The sequence below is a fragment of the Kitasatospora sp. NPDC029312 genome (assembly GCF_055569215.1).
On record NZ_JBVHXY010000043.1, the window covers coordinates 1 to 20,915 of the forward strand.

Sequence of the window (20,915 nt, forward strand, 5' to 3'; positions counted from 1 at the left end):
TGGTACTGCAGGGGGGACCCTGTGGGAGAGTAGGACGCCGCCGAACAATTCTTCTGAAAAGGCCCTGCCCGGGTTACCGGGCAGGGCCTTTTCGCATTTACGGGCCACCTCCTCCTGCTCCGATCACCGGGACCGCCGGGTGTGGCTCCGGCCACCGACAGGTGGACCTAGGTCCACCTCGGAAACGGGGTGCCATGCCCACTGCCTGGAGCCGGTCATTCGTGAACACTGATGGAGGATGATCAGTACCAGCATCAGGAGCTTGCGTGACCACAGTGACTCGTACCAGCGGCCCGTCCGTCGGTGCACAGACCCGGGCGGCCGTCGAGGCCGGCGCTCAGGGGCTGGCGCGGCTGGCCAGGGTGGTGCTGGCCGCCGCGGCGGGGTTCGTCCTGCCGGTGGTCGCGGCCGTTTTCGTGGGAGTGGTGACGCAGCAGTTCCTCGAGTACTACTCCAAGGCTCCGCTGATCGCACTCGCCGCCGCCGCGGTGGCCGGTTCCCTGGTGGCGGCCGCTCACGTCCGCAGGACCGCGAACCGTACGCGCGGGTTCCTGGAGCGCTGGTACGGCATTCGTCCGCCGGTGGCGTACGAGCCGCGCCCCGAGCTGGAGTTGGACGACCGCGGGCACTGGTGGACGGGGTACTCCTACCACCGCTCGCGGCTGGTCGCGAAGTACGTGCAACTGGTCCACTGGAGCCTGCGGGACCGCGCCACCCGCGCCGAGCTGGCCTGGCTGGTGGTGAACCCCTTCCTGGCGGCCGCCCTGGCCGGTCCGGTGGCCCTCCTGCTGGTGCTCGGCGCCGGCTTCACGCTGGCGGGGCCGGTGCTCGCGGTTGGTGTCGGCCCGCTGAGTCCACACGTGATGCCGGCCCTCCTGAGGATCGGGGTGGGGATCGGGATGGTGCTCGCCGGGGTGCTGCTGGCACCGCACGCAGTTCGCGGGTATGCGGAGGTGGCGCGCCGGGTCCTGGACCAGGACGGCCGGGCGACGCACGCTCAGCTGACCCGCCGGGTGGCCGAGTTGACCGAGACCAGGGCGGACGCCGTGGGCAACCAGGCGGCCGAGTTGCGGCGGATCGAGCGCGATCTGCACGACGGTGCACAGGCGAGGCTGGTGGCGATCGGGATGACGCTGGGCACCATCGAGCACCTGATGGACACCGACCAGGCGGCCGCGAGGGAACTGCTCGCGGAGGCCCGGCAGTCCTCGGCCCGGGCGCTGCAGGAACTGCGCGACCTGGTCCGCGGCATCCACCCGCCGGTGCTCGCGGAGCGCGGACTGGGTGACGCCGTCCGGGCGTTGGCGCTGGACAGCGCGCTGCCGACGGAGGTGTGCGCGAGCCTGCCGGACCGGCTGCCGGCTCCGGTCGAGGCCGCCGCGTACTTCAGCGTCTGCGAGTTGCTGGCCAACGCGGCCAAGCACTCCGGGGCGGAACAGGTGTGGGTGGACATCCTGTACCGGGCCGGCCTGCTGAGGGTCACGGTGACCGACGACGGCGTGGGCGTGGCCGATCCGTCGCGGGGTACGGGCCTACGCGGGATCGAGCGCCGATTGGGTACCTTCGACGGTGTCCTCGCCATCGACAGCACGTCGGGCGGTCCCACCACCATCACCTTGGAGTTGCCGTGCGAGTTGTCCTCGCCGAGGACCTCTACCTCCTTCGCGAAGGCCTGATCCGCCTCCTGGAAGCGCATGGCTTCACCATCGCGGCCGCCGTGGAGACCGGCCCCGAACTGCTGGAGGCGCTGTTGACCCACCGCCCGGACGTCGCCGTGGTCGACGTCCGGCTGCCGCCCACACTCACCGACGAGGGGCTGCAGGCCGCGCTCAAGGCGCGCCGGGAGATCCCGGGCCTGCCGGTGCTGGTGCTGTCCCAGCACGTCCAGCAGCTCTACGCGCGGGAGTTGCTGGCCGACGGCACGGGCGGGATCGGCTACCTGCTGAAGGACCGGGTGTTCAACGCGGGGCAGTTCATCGATGCCGTTCGCCGGGTGGCCGCGGGCGGGACGGCGATGGACCCGGACGTGATCGCCAAGCTGATGCAGACCACCTCCCGTCGCCCCGGTCCGCTGCTCGGGCTGTCCCCGCGCGAGCGCGAGGTGCTGGAGCTGATGGCCGAGGGCTGTTCCAACTCGGCGATCGCGGCCCGCCTCTCGGTCAGTGACGGCGCCGTGGCCAAGCACATCGCCAACATCTTCGGCAAGCTGGGGCTCGCTCCGGACGAGGACGCCAACCGGCGGGTGATGGCCGTACTGGCCTACCTCAACGGCACGGCGGCACAGAGCCGCTGACGGGCCGACCGCCCTGCGGGCGGGGCTGCTCAGGTTCCGGGGCGCTCCACTCCAGGCTGCGGAAACGGTGAAACACGCGTACGAGTAAACTCCGATGGGCCGAGCCCGGAGGTTGCTCAGCCGTCCGGTGGCCCGACTGGCGGGAACCGGCAGCCGAGGCGCGTACGGCAGCAGCCGACATCCAGGGGTTGATAGACGTAATGGCACGCCCAACGCTCACCAAGGCCCATCGTGGCCTGCTCGGCCTGGTCGCGGCCGGCGCCTGCATCATCTCGGGCATCGGGTTCGCGGGCTCGTACAACGCGGTGCGCGAGCTGGCCCTGGAGAAAGGTTTCGGTGCCTTCTCCTACGCTTTCCCGATCGGCGTCGACGCGGGCATCGTCGTGCTCCTCGCCCTCGACCTGGTGCTGACCTGGCTGCGGATCCCCTTCCCGATGCTGCGTCAGACGGCGTGGCTGCTGACCGTCGCCACCATCGCCTTCAACGCCGCGGCCTCCTGGGGCGATCCGCTCGGCATGGGGATGCACGCCGTCATCCCGGTGCTGTTCGTGGTCGTGGTCGAGGCCTCCCGGCACGCGGTCGGCCGGATCGCGGCGATCACGGCGGACCGGCACATGGAGTCGGTGCGGGTGATGCGCTGGCTGCTCTCGCCGGTGCCCACCTTCCGGCTCTGGCGGCGGATGAAGCTCTGGGAGCTCCGCTCCTACGAGGAGGTCATCCGGCTCGAGCAGAACCGCCTGGTCTACCGTGCGCAGCTGCGCTTCCGGTACGGCCGCGGCTGGCGTCGCTCGGCGCCGATCCAGGCGCTGCTGCCGCTCAAGCTCGCCAAGTTCGGCGTCCCGCTGGACCCGTCGCTGCTCGACCGGCTGGACGACGAGGCCCGCGAGCGCGAGGCCAAGGAGGTCCACGCGGAGAACGGGGCCAAGGCGCTCGGACCGCAGCGCCAGCAGAGCCGCGACGCCACGGCCATCGCCTCGGCGGCCTCCGCCGTCGGCCCGGGCGCGGTCGGCGCCGTGGGTGCCGTGGGTACCGGCCGGCAGCACCGATCCCAGCACCCGGAGCAGCCCCAGCCGGAACCGGCTCACGTGCAGCCCCCGGCTCAGGTCCAGTCCCCGGCCCCGGGCCAGCCGCAGACCCAGGACCAGATCCCGACGCAGTCCGCCGCCGAGGGACCGGCCGCCCCGGCCGCCGCGCCGATGTCCCCCGAGGTCGCCGCGCCGATGCTGGCGAAGCTGCACGCGGTGCGGCTGCGCGTCGCCCAGGAGCCCGAGCAGGTGCCGGAGGCCGCCCCGCAGCCCCGGGGCGAGGAGCTGAACGTCTGGACCGCGCGTCCGGTCCGCACCACCGGCCACTCGGCCGACCCGGCCACCGGCGGGCGGGTGCCCGGCCAGGCCTCACCGTGGTTCAAGCCGCCGCGTTCGACCGAGGCGCCCGTCCAGCCGTCGACCGCCGCCGCTGCTCCGGCGCCCCGGCCGCAGGTCCAGGGCCCGGTCGCCCCGCAGCCCGAACCGGCTGGGTCGCAGGCGGTTGGGGCTGAGGAGCCCCTCCCGGCCGAGCTGCCCGAAGACCGCCACGCGCTCGCTCCGCTCGACCAGGACATCGCCTACGACGCCCTGGTCTCGTACATCGACAACCACGGCCACCAGCCCGACCCCCAGCGCCTCGCCACCTGGCTGACCGTCGAGTACGGCCTCACCGGCAAGGGGCCGGACGGCTCGGTCCACCCCAAGGAGGTCGCCGAGCTCTACCCCCAGCTGCGCGACCGCTACGCCGCCGCGGGGAGGGACTGACCGACCGACACCCGCGTCCACCGCTCGGTCGGCCATTGACGCCCGACCCCGCCGGAGCTACCTTCGCCTCAACAAACTGTTGAAGCGCTGGTTCGGCATGGAGGAGTGCGGATGTCGCAGGTCGAGGTCGACGGAACCGGGCCGACGGGCGGGGCCTCCTTCTCCGCCGCCGCCCGCGCCGCCGTGGAGGCGCTGCTCGCGCCGGTGGACACCGACCTGGCGCGCCGCTACCCGGGCGACTCCGGGACCCGGCAGCCGGTGCACACCGTCTACGTCCCGGCCGACGCCTTCGGTGCCGACACCGTACGGGACTGGGGCCGCCAGGCCCTGGAGGCCTTCGACACCCACGCCGGCACCCCCGCCGAACTGGCCCGCGCCCTCGGTGTCGCCGACGGCGACCTGCTCGCCGACGTGCACGCCCGGGTCCGCGCCAAGCTGCGGCGCGAGCCGATCGAGGACCTGCGGATCGACTTCGAGGACGGCTACGGCCCCCGCCCGGACGCCGAGGAGGACGCGGCCGCGATCCGCGCCGCCGAACTGGTCGCCGCCGCGGTCGCCGCCGGCAGCGCACCGCCGTACATCGGCATCCGGATCAAGTGCATGGAGGCGCCCGTCCGCGCCCGCGGGATCCGCACCCTGGAGCTCTTCCTCGCCACCCTGCTGGCCAACGGCGGCCTGCCGGAGGGCCTGGTGCTGACCCTGCCCAAGGTGACCTATGCCGAGCAGGTCACCGCCCTGGTCCGGCTGCTGGAGGACTTCGAGCGCCGCGCCGGGCTGCCGGCCGGGCGGATCGGCTTCGAGATCCAGATCGAGACCACCCAGGCCATCCTCGGGCCGGACGGGCGGGCCACCGTCGCCCTGATGATCGAGGCGGCCGAGGGCCGCGCCACCGGCCTGCACTACGGCACCTTCGACTACAGCGCCTCCTGCGGGGTGAGCGCGGCCCACCAGAGCATGGACCACCCGGCCGCCGACCACGCGAAGGCCGTCATGCAGGTCGCCGCGGCCGGGACCGGCGTCCGGCTCTCCGACGGCTCGACCAACGTGATCCCCACCGGCTCCACCGAGCAGGTGCACGCCGCCTGGAAGCTTCACCACGACCTGGTCCGCCGCTCGCTGGCCCGCGCCTACTACCAGGGCTGGGACATGCACCCGGCGCACCTGCCGACCCGCTACGTCGCGGTGTACTCCTTCTACCGCGAGGGCCTGGCGGCCGCCGCCGCCCGGTTGGCCGCGTACGTCGCCAAGGCGGGCGGCGACGTGATGGACGAGCCGGCCACCGCCCGGGCGCTCAGCGGCTACCTGCTGCGCGGACTGGACTGCGGCGCCGTCGATCCGGCCGAGGTCACCGCACTGACCGGCCTCGACCGCGCGCGGCTGGACGCCCTGGCCGGCCGCTGACCGACACCGGCGCTCCGGCCGCCGACAGCCCGGCCGCCGGCTCTCCCGGCTGCCGAACCCCTCCGACCGCGCGCCGACTAGGCTGGCGGTGCCGCCCCGGACACCGGGGTGCGCGCCGCCAGCCGTCGTCTTCCGGGAGAAGCACCGCGCGATGTCCGCCACTCCGGAGCCGACCACCAGGCCGTACCTCACCATCCGGCGGGCCGGCAGCCACGAGACAGAGATCAAGAAGTCCCGGTTCATCTGCCACCTCGCCCGGGTCGCCGACGAGGACGAGGCGCAGGCCTTCATCGCCGGCATCCGCAAGCAGTACTGGGACGCCCGGCACAACTGCACCGCCTTCGTGGTCGGCGACGAGCAGCGCCGCGAACGCTCCAGTGACGACGGCGAGCCCGGCGGTACGGCCGGGGTGCCGATGCTGGAGGTGCTGCGCCGCCGCGGCCTGACCGACACCGTAGCCGTGGTGACCAGGTACTTCGGCGGGATCAAGCTCGGCGCCGGCGGTCTGGTACGGGCGTACGGGAACGCCGTGTCGGAGGCGGTCGACGGGATCGGCCTGCTGGAGCGGCGGCCGGTCGCGCTGCTGGCGGTCACGGTGGACCACGTGCGCGCGGGCCGGGTGGAGAACGACCTGCGGGCCGCCGGGTACGCGGTGAGCGACCTCGGCTACGAGGCCGCCGGGGTGCGGATCGAGGTGGGCGTGCCCGAACCGGAGGTCGCCGCGTTCCACGCCTGGCTGGCCGAGGCGACCGGCGGCGCCTCGGTGGCGGTCCCGGCCGGTCGCACCTACGTCGAGGTGCCGGTCTGACGCGGTCGGACGCCCCCGCGCCTGGACGCCCCCCACTGACGCCCCTACTGACGCCCCGCCCGGACGCCCCCGGGCCGGGTCGCTCCCGTAGCCGAGCGACCGCGCCACGCGGAAGGCGGCTTGAGCAGATTCACCCGAACGTAGTGTCGTGGCCCGGAGTTGGAACTTCCACTCCGGGCCGTGGCGTTTCCTGGGCAAGGATCCGGCCGAACCGGACGAAATCCATCGATGGAGGACACCAGACCCCACCCCGCACCACGGAGGTATGCGCATGACCTCAGACCGCTCGCCGTCGCCCGCCGGTGCCGACCTACCCGGCCCCCGGGGCCCCGCGACGCCCTACCGGATGACCGTCACCACCGCCCTCCCGCACGCCGAGGCCGTCGCCCTGGCCGACGAGCAACTCGCCTGCTGGCTCAAGCAGGAGGGCTGCGAGGAGCCCCCACCGGCCGACCCGGCAACCCCGCTCGCGGCCGAACGGCTCCGGCTGGGCGACCGCATCCTGCTGGACCGCGACCACGGCCCGCTGCGCGGCCCCTCCGGCGCCGGCCGCTACGACCGACGCCGGCTGCGCACCCCGGCCCCGCACGGCGTCCGGCAGCTCACCCTCACCGTGGCCACCGGCGCCGACGGCCGCACCTGGTTCCGGCTGGAGGCCGAGACCCACAACACCGGCAGCGGCGTGCGCACCCCCTGCCGGGTGCCGGTGCCCGAACTCGCCCTCAGCCTGCTCCCGTTGCTCGACGCCACCGACGGCCCGGCCGCCGTGCAACCGGCACCCCGGGTGATCACGGCGGACGAGGTCGACGCCCTGATCGACGAACTCTGCGACCCGGAGCGCCGCCTGTCCACCGTGGTCGCCAGCGTCCCGGTCAACCTCCCGCTCGAGCACTGGGTCGAGGACGTGGTCCGCCCGCTCTGCCGGCAGTTGCCCGGCCTCGCCACCGCGTACGTGCTGGATCCGGGTGCCCGCACCGGGTTCAACGTCGCGCTGGAGTACCACACCGTGTACGGCGGTGCGGTGCGCACCTACCTGCCCGAGGTCGACCCGGCCTCCCGGCAGGACGGCGCCCGGCATCCGGTGCTCGCCCGGGGCCGAATAGAGCAGGACCTCCGCCGCGCCGCCGGCCTGCTCGCCCGCGAGCCGCGCCGCCTCGCCGCCGACCAACCGCTGCCACCGCCGCTCGCGGCCGTCCCGGTGCTGCGCCTCCCCCCGCCGCAGCTCCGCCGGTCTGCCGACCGGCCCGTCATCACGGGCGCCGGCACCGCCGTCGACCAGGCCATCGACCAGGCCGTCGACCGGACCGCCGACCAAGCTGTGGACCAGACCGCCGAACTGGCCGCGCTCGCCCGCGAGGAGCAGCAGGACCGCGCCGAACAGCAGGCCAGGGCCGACGAGCTGGAGCGGATCCGCCGCACCCTGCGGCTTGAGCGCCGTGACCGCGCCCAGAGCAGGGACGGGCACGAGAGCCACGAGGGCCGCCTCCGCATCGCCGGCCGCAACCTGAGCGGCCGTCACTGCACCACTTCGGCCGCCGGCCCGGCCGTCGTTGGCCAGCGAAAGCCCGGACAGCCCGCCGCTTCGCCCTCCGGGCGGGTGGGCAAGCCCGAGACCTTCACCGAACTGCTGGCCAGGCTCAGCGAGTTCCCCCTGCTCACCTTCACCGGCGACCAGAAGGCCGCGCTCGCGCTGGACGGGCTCCAGTGCGTCGGTGCCGGCTGGGCCCGGCTCGCCTGGGACGGCCTGACGGCCCTGCAGGAGTACGCCGAGGCGGCCGTGCGCGGTGCGGCGGGCGGGGACTTCAAGCAGTGGTGCGAGCACACCCCGGACGGCTGCCACCGCTTCCCGCCCCGCAAGGCGGTACGCGGGGAGTCCCGGACGGTGTTCAGCCACACCAAGTGGAAGCGCGAACGGATGCTGCCGGTCCCGGAATGCGTGGACGCCACCCGGCGCGCGTTCATGGGCGCGCACCTGCGGATCGGCGGCGGGCGCACGGCGCCCCGGCTGCACTACCTGGACGACTGTTCCGGCAGTGGCCGGATCTACGTCGGCTACATCGGTCTGCACCTGACCAACACCCGGACCAACTGACCGGCTCGGCTGACCGCCGCGTCCGTTCGGTGGACAATGTCCGGCAGGGGCGGGGTCGCGGGCCGGCCGGCCGCCCCGGGCAGGCGCCGGACGAGCATGGGGGAACGACGACCGATGCAGTACTCAGCAGACGGCCAGTCCGACGGCGCCGCCACCGTCCAGTTCCCCCAACCGGGCTTCCTCGCCTCGGTCTTCCGCGACCTGGGCGCCGATCAGGACCCGGAGTGGGACGACGCCGTCGGCGGCCGGGCCGCACTCGGCCGCCCCGGGCCGGGGGCGGCGGATGACGGCCCGGTCGTCCCCGGCGCCCCCGATCTCGATGCCCCCGACCTCGATTCGCCCGACCCACATCCCTCCGACCGGAGCTCCACCGGCCGCGGCCCCTCCGCCACCAGTGCCACCGACACCGGGGACGGCATCGCCGCCCACGCCAGGACCGCCGCGCTGGCCCACCACAGCACCCTCACCGTCCAGGCCGAGCACGACCGACTGACCGACCTGCTGCGCCGGGCCGCGCTGCCCGTCTCCGCCATGGACTTCGAGAGTCAGCTGCGCCACTACGAACCCCGCCCCTATCCGGGCGACGGATCGGCCGCGGCCGATGAGCCCGAACCCCGCTGGGCGGACTTCGCGCCCGCCGAACCGGCCGCGGCCGATCCGGAGGGCGGCCCCTCCCGCCGCCTGCTCGACTCCGGGTACCAGCGCGAACTGGCCCAGGCCCGGCTGGCCCATCAGCGCGCGCTGCGCCAGTGGCGCACCCGCCGGGCCGAGTCCGACAGCCCGGCGGCCGACGAGTCCCGGCGTGCCCACGAGGCGGCCGAGGAGGCCCGCGCCCGCGCCGTGCGCGAGTACAACGAGAGCCTGGAGGAGTGCCGGCGCGCCTACCGGCTGGCGGAGCCCGCCGCCGTGGAGTCGCTCCTGGAGCGGGCCCTGGCCGCCTCCGAGACCGCCACCCAGGACCTCCCCGCCCCGTGCCGGGCGGTGTTCCGCCCGCTCACCCGCACCGCCGTGCTGGACCTCGACCTGCCCCCGCTCGACCTGGTGCCCTCTCTCACCGGCTACCGGCTCGCCCCCGACGGGGACATCGTCCCCGTGCCGCGTCCGCCCGCGGACCGGGCCACCGACTACCTGCGGCTGGTCGCCCGGCTCGCGCTGCGCGCCCTGCAGGCCGCCGACGCCGTCGACACCGACGAGATACTCGCCGGCGTGGTGCTCAACGGCTGGTTGCGCGAGCCCGGCGAGGCCGAGCCGCTCTGCCTGCTCAGCGTGGACGCCGACCGCGACGCACTGGCCCGCACCAGGCTGCTGCCGCCGGAGGCCCCGTACGAGGAGCGCGACGGCGAGGGCGTCTACGCCGACGCCGAGCAGGACGAGGCCCTGGTCCGGCTGCGCCAGCTGGGCGCCGCCGTCACCCCGGATCCGTACGCCCGGGCCGTCGTTCAGCCGGCCGCCCGGGCCGGGGCCGCCGTCCCGGCCGCGCACGACCTGTCCGCCAACGAGTTCGCCCAGCTGGTGCGCGACCTGCTCACCAGGGGCGGGCTGGCCGAGTGGAGCGTCCGGCTGCGCGGCCCGGCCGGGCTGGTCGCCACCGGCGAGGGGTCCCCGGGCAGCGCGCTGCCCGGCCGCTGGGTGGTCTGGGCCTCGCGGGGTGCCACGCCGGTCACCGCGGAGCAGATCGCGACCCTGGCCGAGGCCGTCGCCGAGGAGTCCGCCGAACGCGGCCTGCGGCTCACCACCGGCCGCTTCACCGAGGAGGCCCTGGACCTGACGGCGAAGGAGAGCCACCGGCACATCCACCTGATCGACGGCGACGGCGTCCGCGAACTCGCCCGCACCCACCTGGGCCTGCCCCTCGCCGAGGGCCTCTGACGGACCGCCGCCCCGGAGTCCGACAGGCCTGCCGCCCTTGCCCCGGCGTTCACTCCGACGGCCCACCCGGCGGGCGACCCGCCGGGCCCGGACCGAGGCTGAGGACCGGACCCCACCGGCTCCGGCACCCCCCGGGCGATCACCGTCGAACGGCCGTCCGGTACGGTCGGCGGTCGGCCCGGTCACGGGCGGATCCCAGGGGGAGAGGAATGGGCACAGCGCTCGGCAGGCCACACGGCGGCACCGGCCATCCGGCGGGTCCGGCGCGGGAGGCAGCCCGATGACCGCCGTCCTGGTCGCCGCCGGGGCGTTCCTGATGACGCTGATCGGCGGATTCGTCGCCCAGCGCACCGGCGACCGCCGCCACCTCGTGCTCGGCTTCGCGGCCGGCCTGATGCTCGGGGTGGTCGCCTTCGACCTGCTGCCCGAGGCCATCCACCAGGCGCCCGGCGAGGTGCACGGCGTGCCGCAGGCACTGCTGATGTTCGCGGTCGGCTTCCTCACCATCCACGTGATCGAGCGCGCCGTCGCCATCCACCGCGGCCACGAGGGCGAGTACGCCGAGCACACCCACGGCCACCACCACGGCCACGCGCACCGCTCCGGGGCACAGGGCGTCGGACTGACCGCGGCGCTGGCCCTGGTCGGACACAGCGTGATGGACGGCTTCGCGATCGGCGCCGCCTTCCAGGCCGGCACCACGGTCGGCACGGTGGTGGCCATCGCGGTGGTCGCCCACGACTTCGCCGACGGCTTCAACACGTACACGATCACCCGGCTGTACGGGAACAACCGGCGCCGGGCGCTGACCCTGCTCGCCGCCGACGCGCTCGCCCCGGTCTCCGGCGCGGCGATCACCCTGGCCTTCACCATCCCGGAGCATCTGCTCGGCCTCTACTTGGGCTTCTTCTCCGGCTTCCTGCTCTACCTGGCGACCTCCGACATCCTCCCGGAGGCGCACAGCCCGCACCCCTCGCGCAGCACCCTGCTGTGCACCGTGGCCGGGGTCGGTTTCATGTGGCTGATCATCGGCTTCGCCGGCTGACGACCACCCCCGGCTCCGGCCGGCGGGCGCGAGCCGGGTGGTCGTCAGCCGGGGTGGCCGTCAGCCGGCGAGGCGGCTCCAGCCCTCCCGCATCTCCGCCAGCGCCTCGGTGATCGCCGGCCGCCGGGAGGCCTGGGCCCGCCAGAGCGCGAACACCCGCCGGCTCGGCTGCGAGGCCACCGGCCGGGCCACCACCCCGGCCGGCAGCGGTCCCCGGCCGAGCCGGGGCACCAGGCCCATTCCCAGTCCGGCCGCCACCAGCGCGATCTGGGTCTCGAACTCGCCGACCTGGTAACGCACGTCCGGCTCCTCGCCGGCCTCCCGCAGGGTGCGCACCAACCAGTCGTGACAGATGTTGCCCGGCGGCACGCTGATCCAGCGCTGTCCGCACAACCGCTCCACCGGCACCGCGTCCAGCGCCGCCAGCCCGTCCCCCTCCGGCAGCAACAGGTCCACCGGGTCGGTGCCGAGGTCCAGTCGGCCGAGGCCCTCCTGGACCGGCAGTGGCACACTCGGCCAGTCCTGAACCAGCGCCAGGTCCACCTCTCCCCGGGCCACCAGTTCCGCCGCCGGGTACGGATCGCACTCCAGCAGCCGTACGTCCAACTCCGGGCAGCGCCGCCGCAGCCCGGCCAGCACCCCGGGCATCAGCCCGCGCGCGCCGGACGGGAACGCCGCCACCAGCAGCCGCCCGACGGCCTGGCCGCGCTGCTCCTCCAGCCGCACCTCGGCCCGCTCCACCAGCCCGAGCACGGCCTGGGCGGTGGCGGCCAGCTCGCGCGCCGCGTCGGTCAGCACCACGCCCCGGCCCTGACGCTCCAACAGCACCGTCCGGGTCTCCCGCTCCAGCTTGGCGATCTGCTGGGAGACCGCCGAGGGCGTGAACCCGAGCGCTGCCGCCGCCCCGCCGACCGAACCGTGCACCGCCACCGCGTGCAGCGCCCGTAGGCGTCCCAGATCCATCATGCAGTGATCCTAAAGTGTTTTCTTCAGTATTCGTCGCTAGTGCTACACATTGCCTCGCCGCCATGCTCGACCCATGACCGCGACACCGGCCGCTCCGAGCGGCATGCGCCCCCGTCACATCGCCCTGGCCGTCCTGGTGGCCGCCGTCTGGGGCCTCAACTTCGTCCTCATCGACGTCGGCCTGGAGAGCTTCCCGCCGCTGCTGTTCTGCGCCCTGCGGTTCGCCGTGGTCGCGGTGCCCGCGGTCTTCCTGGTCGGCCCGCCCAAAGTCGCCTGGCGCTGGGTGCTGGCGGTCGGCCTGGTCCTGGGAGTGGTCAAGTTCGGGCTGCTCTTCCTCGGCATGCACGCCGGGATGCCGGCCGGCCTCTCCTCCCTGGTGCTCCAGGGGCAGGCCGGTTTCACCGCCTTCTTCGCCGCCGCCCTGCTGGGTGAGCGCCCCGGCGGGCGACGCTTGCTCGGCCTGGCGATCGCCTTCGCGGGCATCGCCCTCAGCGCCGTGGAGCAAGGCCTCGACGGACCGCTCGGCGCCTTCGCCCTGGTGGTGCTGGCCGCCGTCGCCTGGGGTCTGTCCAACGTGTTGACCCGCAAGGCCGCGCCGCCGGACGCGCTGCGCTGGATGGTCTGGGTCAGCGCCGTCCCGCCGCTGCCGCTGTTGGGCCTGTCGCTGCTGGTCGAGGGGCCGGACGCGGACCTGCGCGCACTGCGGGGGATCACCCTCGGCGGGCTCGGCGCGATCGGTTACGTCGGCCTGGTCTCCACCCTGTTCGGCTTCGTCGCCTGGAGCTACCTGCTGCGCGGCTACGACGCCACCGCCGTCGCGCCCTACTCGCTGCTGGTGCCGGTGTTCGGGATGTCCTCGGCCTGGCTGCTGCTCGGCGAGCGGGTCAGTGCGTCGGACGCGGTGGCCGCGCTGCTGGTGATCGCCGGGATCGGGATCACCGCGCTGCGCCGGGGCCTGCCGAGCGCCGTGGCGGCCCGGCTGCGAGGAAGCGGGCCTCGGCGGAGCGCAGCACTCGCAGCAGCACCTCCTCGTCCTCGGGGCTGACGTCGCCGAAGTACTCCTGCGCCACCTCGTCCCGGACCTGCCCGATCCGCTCCACCGCCGCGCGCCCGTCCTCGGTCAGCAGCAGCCGTACGGCCCGCCGGTCGGCCGGATCGGGGCTGCGCTCGACCAGTCCGGCCTCCTCCAGGGCGTCGACCACGGTGGTGGCCGAGCGCGGGGCGATGTGCAGCTTGTCGGCGAGGTCGCTCAGCCGCATGGCGCGGTCCGGCGTCTCGCAGCCGGGCACGTGGGCGAGGGTGCGCAGCGCCCGGGCCTGGCCGGGGGTGATGCCGTAGGGCTCCAGCCGCCGGCCCGTCTGGCGGCGGATCCGCTTGATCGCCCTGGTCATCGCATCCGCCAGCTCGGCCGCGCCGCCCGGGGAGTCGGGTCCGGCGCCGGAGGGGCCGGCCCCGGGGCCCGGGTCGGGGGAGGGGTCCGCCGGGTCGTCGGTCGGCGTGGTGGTCATCGGCGGGTCTCCTCGGCTGGCGTCCGGCCCAGCGTATCGGCCGGTCGGGGGCCTGCGGCGAGCGGTGGAGGGCGATCGGGAAAATATGTTGAGCTTAGCTCAGCATCTGGGATAGCGTAGGCGCCAGTGAGGGGACCCTAAGTGCCCTCCCCGACCCTGGAGGGCCCATGCCCGTTTCCACCGCTCGCGTCGCCACCGACCGCTCCGGCCGCTACGCCAAGCAGCTCGCCGCCCACATGGGCCGCAAGATCGACGCCACCTTCTCCGAGGAGACCGGCCGCGGCACCATGGTCTTCGGCGCCGGCACCGCCACCCTGGAGGCCGCCCCGGGCGCGCTCCTGCTGACCGTCGAGGGCGAGCGCGAGAACCTGCCCGGCCTCGAGGACGTGGTCGGCCGCCACCTCGTCCGCTTCGGCGCCCGCGACGAACTCGTCGTCGAGTGGCACCGCGACAACGGAGAGGCCGGCCTCGTTCACCGCAACGAGGAGTCCGAGGCCTGAGGCCTTCGGGCGCCCGGCCGGGGCAGCCACCGGTCGAGCGCCCACAGCACCAGAACCGCCAGGCACCAGCCGGCCACCACGTCCAGCACCCAGTGGAAATCGCTCCACACCAGCCCCGCGCCCACCCCCAGCGCCAGCAGCACCGCACCCGCCGTCAGCCCCCGTGCCGTCCGCGAGCCCGCCGCCCGGGCCAGCAGCAGCGCGGCCACCCCGTACGAGAAGGTCGCCGTCGCAGTGTGCCCCGACGGGTACCAGCCCCACTGCTCCGGCGTCAGCGGATCCCCGAGCGGCCCCGGCCGGGCGAACGCCGCCTTCGCCGGGACCACCAGCAGCGGGATCAGTCCCGAGGTCAGCACCGCCACCGGCAACGGCAGCCACCAGCGCGCCGCCCCCGCCCGCCACCACCACCAGGCGGCCAGCGCTCCGGCCGCCAGCAACACCGGGACGGCGGGCACGGCGCTGCCCAAGTCCGACAGCAGTCGGCCGAGCGGGTCGAGCATGGAGTTCGGATGGGCCGCCCGCACCGCCCGGCGGACCGTGCGGTCCAGCCCGAGCAGCGGCCCGTCCACCGCCACCTGCCAGGACACCAGCAGCAGCACGACCGCCGCCGCCAGCGGCACCGCCGCCGACCGGGCCGCCCCGCCCAGGACAGCGGACAGCCGCCCCGGAGCAGGGGGGAGAGCTCCGGGGCGGCTCTGATGATCGCCGTTCCGTGCGCCCCGGGGGGTGTGGGTCGGACGGTCGGTCGATCGGCCTTCGGTGTGCGCCGACCCTCGCGGGGCGGCCTGGTTGTCCGCGCGGCGCCTGCGCGGACCCTCCCCTCGGGGTGACTCCGCGGGCGGCTCCGCCAATGGCTGGGGCTCGCTGTCCATCTGCGATGACACTACGTCAACCACCCTTCCCCGCCGAGCGCCTTCAGTGATTCCGCACATCATCTTCACCCTGCCCCGGGCAACCTCCGGGCCGTCCCGTCGATCATGCCCGGCCTGCCCCGCCGACCCCGCGCCGAGGCCGCGCGAACCGAACGGTCGGCACCGGACGAACGGCTCCACCGAACCGAACGGCCCGTGCGGACAAGAGGTCCCCACGGGCCGTTCAGCGCTGTCCGGACATCCCTCCGGCGGGGGTTCACGACCTGACGTGCGACACCGCTCAGACGGTGGCGAACGCACCCTCCAGGATGTCCAGGCCCTCGGTCAGCAGGTGCTCCGGCATGACCAGCGGCGGCAGGAAGCGCAGCACGTTGCCGTAGGTGCCGGCGGTCAGCACGACCAGGCCCTCGGCGTGGCAGGCCTTGGCGATGGCCGCGGTGGCCTCCGCGTTCGGCTCCTTGCCGCCCGGCTTCACCAGCTCGACGGCGATCATCGCGCCGCGGCCGCGGACCTCACCGATGATGTCGAACTTCTCCTGCATCGCGCGCAGGCGGCCCAGCATGACCTCGCCGATCCGCTGCGCCTTGCCGGCGAGGTCCTGCTCCTTCATCGTCTCGATGGCGCCCAGCGCGGCGGCGCAGGCCACCGGGTTGCCGCCGTAGGTGCCGCCCAGACCGCCCGCGTGCGCGGCGTCCATGATCTCGGCGCGGCCGGTCACCGCGGCCAGCGGCAGACCGCCGGCGATGCCCTTGGCGGTGGTGATCAGGTCCGGGACGATGCCCTCGTCGTCACAGGCGAACCACTGGCCGGTGCGGCAGAAACCGGTCTGGATCTCGTCGGCGACGAAGACGATGCCGTTCGCCTTCGCGTACTCCACGATCGCCGGCAGGAAGCCCTTGGCCGGCTCGATGAAGCCGCCCTCGCCCTGGATCGGCTCGATGATGATCGCGGCGACGTTCTCCGCGCCGATCTGCTTGTTGATGATGTCGATCGCCTGCGCGGCGGCCTCGGCGGCGCAGTTCTCCGCACCGGTCAGCCAGCGGTACGGGTAGGCCACCGGCACCCGGTGGATCTCCGGGGCGAACGGACCGAAGCCCTGCTTGTACGGCATGTTCTTCGCCGTCAGGCCCATGGTCAGGTTGGTGCGGCCGTGGTAGCCGTGGTCGAACACCACCACTGCGGTGCGCTTGGTGTAGGCGCGGGCGATCTTCACCGCGTTCTCGACCGCCTCGGCGCCCGAGTTGAACAGGGCCGTGCGCTTGTCGTGGTCGCCCGGGGTCAGCTCGTTGAGCTGCTCGGCGACGGCCACGTAACCCTCGTACGGGGTCACCATGAAACACGTGTGGGTGAAGGCGGCCAGCTGCTCGGTCGCCTTGGCCACCACGGCCTCGGCGCTGTTGCCGACGTTCGTCACGGCGATGCCGGAGCCGAAGTCGATCAGCGAGTTGCCGTCCACGTCCTCCAGCACGCCGCCGTTGGCACGGGTGACGTACACCGGCAGGGTGGTGCCGACGCCGGCCGCCACCGCACCCAGCTTGCGGGCCTGCAGCTCCTGCGACTTCGGACCGGGGATCGCGGTGACCAGGCGGCGCTCCTGCGGGAGCGGCGTTACGGCGCTCATGGGGTATCTCCAGACTTCTCGGCTCGGTGCTTCGCAGGCTACGGCCGCCCTCCCCGGCCGGGCATGCGCCACTCGGTAGCAGTGTGCCGTCCGACTTGTCCGGCACGGCCAGCGCAGGAAGTGCGACTACCGGCAGGCCCTGCTCCACTACCCTGAGCGCGGGCGTGTCGCCGGTACGGCGGCATGGGTATGGCGGCACCGACGGTGATCGGGCCGGGCGGGCGAGGGAGCGGGGCCGTACATGGCACAGGACGGGGCACACCACCACGGCGAGCGCACCACCACCAGACCCCCGACCCCGCTGCCCCACCAACGCCCCGGCGGCCCCGGCTTCGACTCCGCCTTCGACCTTGCCGAGTGGGCCACCGCTCCGCGCCCCGAAGCCGGACCGGGCGTCTACCGGCTCGGTTACCGCCGCCTCGACCCGGAACGCGCGGAGGCGGCCAAGGTCCCGGCCTGGCCGCTGCTGCTGCGGGCGGCGCTCAACGTGGTGGTGGGGTGGCTGGCCTTCGTCTACGGCACCCAGTTGGTGCTCCGCCTGATCGTGATGACCGTTTGGGTCGAACACCCCTCCGAGACCCTGGTGACCGTCGTCGGGTTGTCGGTGAACGTCGTGGTGGCCGCAGCCGTCATCAAGGTCTTCGGCCGGATGGGCCGCTGGCCCGAGGTGTGGCGCCGGTACGTCGCTCCGCTGCTGTCCCGGACGGTGACGCGTGAGGAGCCCGCCGAGGAGGACGGCGGGGCCACGGAGGCCCCCCGCGGGCGGGACCCGTGGGACGGGCTGCGCCGGGGCGGCGCGGCGGAGGCGGCGGCGCGGCTGGAGGCCGAGGCGGTCGGCGACGTCGACTACGTGCGGATCCGGCGCGCCTGGGAGTCCGCGCAGGCGGATCCGGTGTTCCTGCCCGCCTTCGTCGAGCAGGTGGCCGCCCGTGGCGCAGCGGCGTTCGCGCACCCCTCCGAGTCGCGCGAGCTGCCCGGCCGGGCGCGGCGGCACGATCTGCTGGTCGGCCAGGTGTGCCTGGGAGTGGCCCAGGACGTGCCGAAGAACCCGTTGAGTCATCGGGCGGCCGGCTTCGCGCTGGATCCGTCGGTGCTGGGCACCTCGCTGCTGGCGGTCGGCCCGGCCGGGACCGGGAAGACCGCCCGGCTGGCCCGGCCGGTGGCCGAGGCGCTGTGCCTCCAGGCGCTGGCCGGCACCGCGTGCGCGGTGGTGGTCGGCGCGGCGGACGCCGATCTCGGTCCGGACGCCTGGTACGACGTGGTGATCGCCCCCGGTGACCGGGCCTCGGCGTACGGACTGGACCTCTACGGCGGCGCGCGGGATCCGGACGAGGCCGCCGCCCGACTGGCCGACGCGCTCCTGCCGGACGAGTTGACCGCCCGCGCCGAGAACGCCCGGACGGCGCTGCAGCAGGTGGTCGGCCCCTTCCACGCCGGGTACGGCCGCTACCCGGGGGTGCGCGAGCTGCGGGCCCTGCTGGGCGGCGATCCGGACGCGCTGGCGGCGCTGGTGAAGGCGCTCGGCGCGGCGGGCCGGCTGACGGCGTACGAGCGGGACCTGGAGTACCGGGACCGCCAGCGTGGCCGGGCGGACGATCCCGGGGCGCTGCTGGCGGACCGGCTGGCCCTGCTGGACCGGCCGGCGTTCGAGGGTGCCTTCGCGACCGACGGCACCGGCCGCCCCCCGTTCGCGATGCGGGTGCTGGACCACCCGCTGCGGGTGCGGGTGAAGCTGCCCGAGCGCAGCCACCCGGAGGCCGCCCGGATGCTGTCCCGCCTGGTGGTGGGCCAGTTCGTGCAGGCGGCGGGCGCCCGCGAGGACCGTTCGCTGTTCGCGGGGCTGGTGGTGGACGACGCCTCGGCCGCCCTGGACGCCGGTTCCGTCCGCGGCCTGCAGCGGCTGCGGGGCGCGAACGCCGGTGTGGTGTTGCTGCTGCGGACGCTGGTGGACCTGCCGGAGGCGCTGCGGGCTCCGCTCTTCGGCGCGGTCGGCTGCCGGATGGCCTTTCCGGGGATCGCGCCCTGGGACGGGCGGCTGTTCTCGGAGGCCTGGGGGACGCACCTGGTGCAGGAGACCGCGGTGACCCATACCCCCGACACCTCCGGTGGGGTCATAAGGCGCGCCGGCCGGCTCGGGCGGAAGGCGTTGTCGGGTACGACCGCGCAGACCGAGTCGGTGACGACCCGGGAGGTGGAGCGGTTGCGGTGGTCGCCGTCGGATCTGGCGCACGCGTTGCCGGCGGGGCATGCGGTGGTGTCGCTGACGGCGGTGTCGGGGGAGCAGGTGCCGCCGTTGCTGGTGGACCTCCGGGGCTGACCCGGGCGCCGTGGAGGCTTCCGCAGGGCCCCTGGCGGGCGGCGGCAGAGAAAGCGGCAGAGAAAAGCGGCAGGAAACCACCAGGAAACAGCGGCGGGGAAATCGCCTTCGAGGTGGATTCGGCAGTGCCCGTTGTCCGGGCCGTCCATAATGAAGGGGAGAGACCCTCACCAGTCCCACGTTCCTCTCCTCGCCCGGCCGCAACGGCGCGGTCAGGTCGATCCCCCGAAGGTGCCATGCCCCCCACACTCGCCTCCGTCGTCCGCAACAGTTCGCTCCATCTGACGGTGCTCGCCGGCGCGGACCACCTGGAGCGGCAAGTCCGCTGGGTGCACACCAGCGAGCTGGACGACCCGACGCCGTTCCTGGAGGGTGGGGAACTGCTCCTCACCACCGGTATCAAGCTGGGCCGCACGGCGGCGCAGTTGCAGGGGTACGTGCACCGGCTGGCCGACGCCGGGGTGGTGGGCCTGGGCCTGGGGGTGGGCCTGTCGCACACCGAGGTGCCCCAGCCGCTGGTGGACGCGGCGGCGCAGCGGGGGCTGCCGCTGCTGCGGGTGCCGGAGCCGACGCCGTTCATCGCGATCAGCAAGGTGGTGTCGGCGGCGCTGGCCGCCGAGCAGTACGAGGCGGTGACGACGAGCTTCGAGGCGCAGGAGGAGCTGACCCGGGCGGCGCTCGGCAAGGACGGCACGACGGCCGTGGTGCGTCGGCTGGCGGCCCGGCTGGGGGGCTGGGCGGCGCTGTACGACGGGTCGGGCGCGCTGTCGGTGGTGGCGCCGGACTGGGCGGCCCGCCGGGCGGGGCGGCTGGCGGCGGAGGTGGACCGGCTGCGCCGGCGGCCGGCGCCGTCGAGTGCCGCGCTGCAGGGCCGTGCGCCGGGGATAGACACGGCGGACGAGGACTACGTGGTGGTCCAGTCGCTGGGGGCGGACCGGCGGGCCCGGGGCTTCCTGGCGGTGGGGACCGAGGACCGGATCACGCCGACCGAGCGGTACGTGCTGAACGCCGCGGTGGCCCTGTTGACCCTCACCCTGGAGCGCTCGCGCGAGCTGCGTCAGGCCGAGGAGCGGATGGGTGCGGCGCTGCTGCGGATGGTGCTGGCCGGTGAGGTGCCGACGGCCCGGCAGGTGGCGGTGGGGCTGTTCGGCGGCCTGCCGGAGGGGACCATACGGGTCCTGGTGGCCGGGGCCGGGCCGAACGCGGACGCCGCCGAGGCGCTCGCGGAGCTGGGTGACCGGGCCGAGCAGGCGGGTGCCCGGGTGGGCGAGAAGCTGCTGGTTTCGCGGGAGGACGGCGCGCACGGGCCGCGGCTGATGGTGTTGGCGCTGGACAACGGCGCGGTGCACCGGGCCTGCCTGGGCGCGGTGGAGGAGCACGAGGGCCTGTCGCTGGGCGTCTCGGCGCCGGCCGCGCTGGAGGAGGCCGGTACGGCGCACGCGCAGGCGGAGCGGGCGCTGGCGGTGGCGCTGCGCGGCGGCCGTCGGTCGGTGGACCACGAGGAGGTCGGCGCGGGTTCGCTGCTGCCGCTGCTCGGGGAGGACGCGGTGACGGCCTTCGCGGAGGGGCTGTTGCGGCCGTTGCGGGAGCACGACCGGACGGCGCGCGGTGATCTGGTGGCCTCGCTGCGGGCGTGGTTGTCGCGGCACGGGCAGTGGGACGCGGCGGCGGCCGATCTCGGGGTGCACCGGCACACGCTGCGCTACCGGATGCGCCGGGTCGAGGAGTTGCTGGGCCGCTCGCTGGACGACACGGACGTGCGGATGGAGTTGTGGCTGGCGTTGCGCTCCGGCGAGGAATAGAACACACGCCTGGACGCGGTGGAGTGGCCCC

16 protein-coding genes are annotated in these 20,915 nt (G+C 74.5%); 12 read left to right on the forward strand and 4 right to left on the reverse strand.

The genetic code is table 11. From position 1 onward, the window contains the following. Positions 1-266: 266 nt before the first annotated feature. The 8 genes from ACZ4WV_RS28265 to ACZ4WV_RS28300 all read left to right on the forward strand — a co-directional run bounded on the left by ACZ4WV_RS28265 (position 267) and on the right by ACZ4WV_RS28300 (position 11,298). Complete coding sequence (locus ACZ4WV_RS28265; protein ID WP_465751455.1) at positions 267-1,676, forward strand: sensor histidine kinase; 1,410 nt, start codon at positions 267-269, stop codon at positions 1,674-1,676. Further along, positions 1,628-2,293 (forward strand): response regulator transcription factor, encoded by a 666-nt coding sequence (locus ACZ4WV_RS28270; RefSeq protein ID WP_465751456.1) that lies wholly within the window; start codon positions 1,628-1,630, stop codon positions 2,291-2,293. Before ACZ4WV_RS28265 ends, ACZ4WV_RS28270 begins: the two co-directional genes overlap by 49 nt. A 200-nt stretch (positions 2,294-2,493) precedes the next feature. After that, complete coding sequence (locus ACZ4WV_RS28275) at positions 2,494-4,083, forward strand: DUF2637 domain-containing protein (RefSeq protein ID WP_465751457.1); 1,590 nt, start codon at positions 2,494-2,496, stop codon at positions 4,081-4,083. Positions 4,084-4,194: 111 nt separating this feature from the next. Beyond that, complete coding sequence (locus ACZ4WV_RS28280; protein WP_465751458.1) at positions 4,195-5,484, forward strand: DUF6986 family protein; 1,290 nt, start codon at positions 4,195-4,197, stop codon at positions 5,482-5,484. Positions 5,485-5,635: 151 nt separating this feature from the next. Next, a complete protein-coding gene (locus tag ACZ4WV_RS28285) occupies positions 5,636-6,292 on the forward strand; it encodes a YigZ family protein (protein ID WP_465751459.1) in 657 nt (218 codons plus the stop codon). A 271-nt stretch (positions 6,293-6,563) separates the two neighbouring features. Beyond that, the gene (locus ACZ4WV_RS28290) at positions 6,564-8,384 is read left to right on the forward strand and encodes a hypothetical protein (protein ID WP_465751460.1); all 1,821 of its coding nucleotides are present in this window, start codon (positions 6,564-6,566) and stop codon (positions 8,382-8,384) included. A gap of 114 nt (positions 8,385-8,498) precedes the next feature. Then, positions 8,499-10,253 carry a restriction endonuclease gene (locus ACZ4WV_RS28295; RefSeq protein WP_465751461.1) on the forward strand — a complete coding sequence of 585 codons (1,755 nt, stop codon included), beginning with the start codon at positions 8,499-8,501 and terminating at the stop codon, positions 10,251-10,253. A gap of 280 nt (positions 10,254-10,533) precedes the next feature. Beyond that, positions 10,534-11,298, forward strand: coding sequence for a ZIP family metal transporter (locus ACZ4WV_RS28300; protein WP_465751462.1), 765 nt, complete (start codon positions 10,534-10,536; stop codon positions 11,296-11,298). A gap of 60 nt (positions 11,299-11,358) precedes the next feature. Here ACZ4WV_RS28300 and ACZ4WV_RS28305 read toward each other — a convergent pair whose 3' ends face one another. After that, the gene (locus ACZ4WV_RS28305; RefSeq protein ID WP_465751463.1) at positions 11,359-12,264 is read right to left on the reverse strand and encodes a LysR family transcriptional regulator; all 906 of its coding nucleotides are present in this window, start codon (positions 12,262-12,264) and stop codon (positions 11,359-11,361) included. Between the two features lie 103 nt (positions 12,265-12,367). Here ACZ4WV_RS28305 and ACZ4WV_RS28310 point away from each other — a divergent pair, with 103 nt between their 5' ends. Beyond that, a complete protein-coding gene (locus tag ACZ4WV_RS28310; protein WP_465751503.1) occupies positions 12,368-13,309 on the forward strand; it encodes an EamA family transporter in 942 nt (313 codons plus the stop codon). Here ACZ4WV_RS28310 and ACZ4WV_RS28315 read toward each other — a convergent pair. Beyond that, positions 13,200-13,772, reverse strand: coding sequence for a MarR family winged helix-turn-helix transcriptional regulator (locus ACZ4WV_RS28315; protein ID WP_465751464.1), 573 nt, complete (start codon positions 13,770-13,772; stop codon positions 13,200-13,202). The two genes, ACZ4WV_RS28310 and ACZ4WV_RS28315, sit on opposite strands and share 110 nt — an antisense overlap. 167 nt (positions 13,773-13,939) lie before the next feature. Here ACZ4WV_RS28315 and ACZ4WV_RS28320 point away from each other — a divergent pair, with 167 nt between their 5' ends. Further along, a complete protein-coding gene (locus ACZ4WV_RS28320; RefSeq protein WP_465751465.1) occupies positions 13,940-14,272 on the forward strand; it encodes a DUF2218 domain-containing protein in 333 nt (110 codons plus the stop codon). Here ACZ4WV_RS28320 and ACZ4WV_RS28325 read toward each other — a convergent pair. Then, the gene (locus ACZ4WV_RS28325) at positions 14,245-14,892 is read right to left on the reverse strand and encodes a phosphatase PAP2 family protein (RefSeq protein WP_465751466.1); all 648 of its coding nucleotides are present in this window, start codon (positions 14,890-14,892) and stop codon (positions 14,245-14,247) included. The genes ACZ4WV_RS28320 and ACZ4WV_RS28325 overlap by 28 nt on opposite strands. A gap of 532 nt (positions 14,893-15,424) precedes the next feature. Further along, positions 15,425-16,765 carry a 4-aminobutyrate--2-oxoglutarate transaminase gene (gabT, locus tag ACZ4WV_RS28330; protein WP_465751467.1) on the reverse strand — a complete coding sequence of 447 codons (1,341 nt, stop codon included), beginning with the start codon at positions 16,763-16,765 and terminating at the stop codon, positions 15,425-15,427. 241 nt (positions 16,766-17,006) lie between these two features. Here gabT and ACZ4WV_RS28335 point away from each other — a divergent pair, with 241 nt between their 5' ends. Continuing rightward, positions 17,007-19,082, forward strand: a complete 2,076-nt coding sequence (locus ACZ4WV_RS28335; RefSeq protein ID WP_465751468.1) for a type IV secretory system conjugative DNA transfer family protein — start codon at positions 17,007-17,009, stop codon at positions 19,080-19,082. Between the two features lie 236 nt (positions 19,083-19,318). Next, positions 19,319-20,884, forward strand: coding sequence for a PucR family transcriptional regulator (locus ACZ4WV_RS28340; protein WP_465751469.1), 1,566 nt, complete (start codon positions 19,319-19,321; stop codon positions 20,882-20,884). The last annotated feature ends 31 nt before the right edge of the window (positions 20,885-20,915 follow it).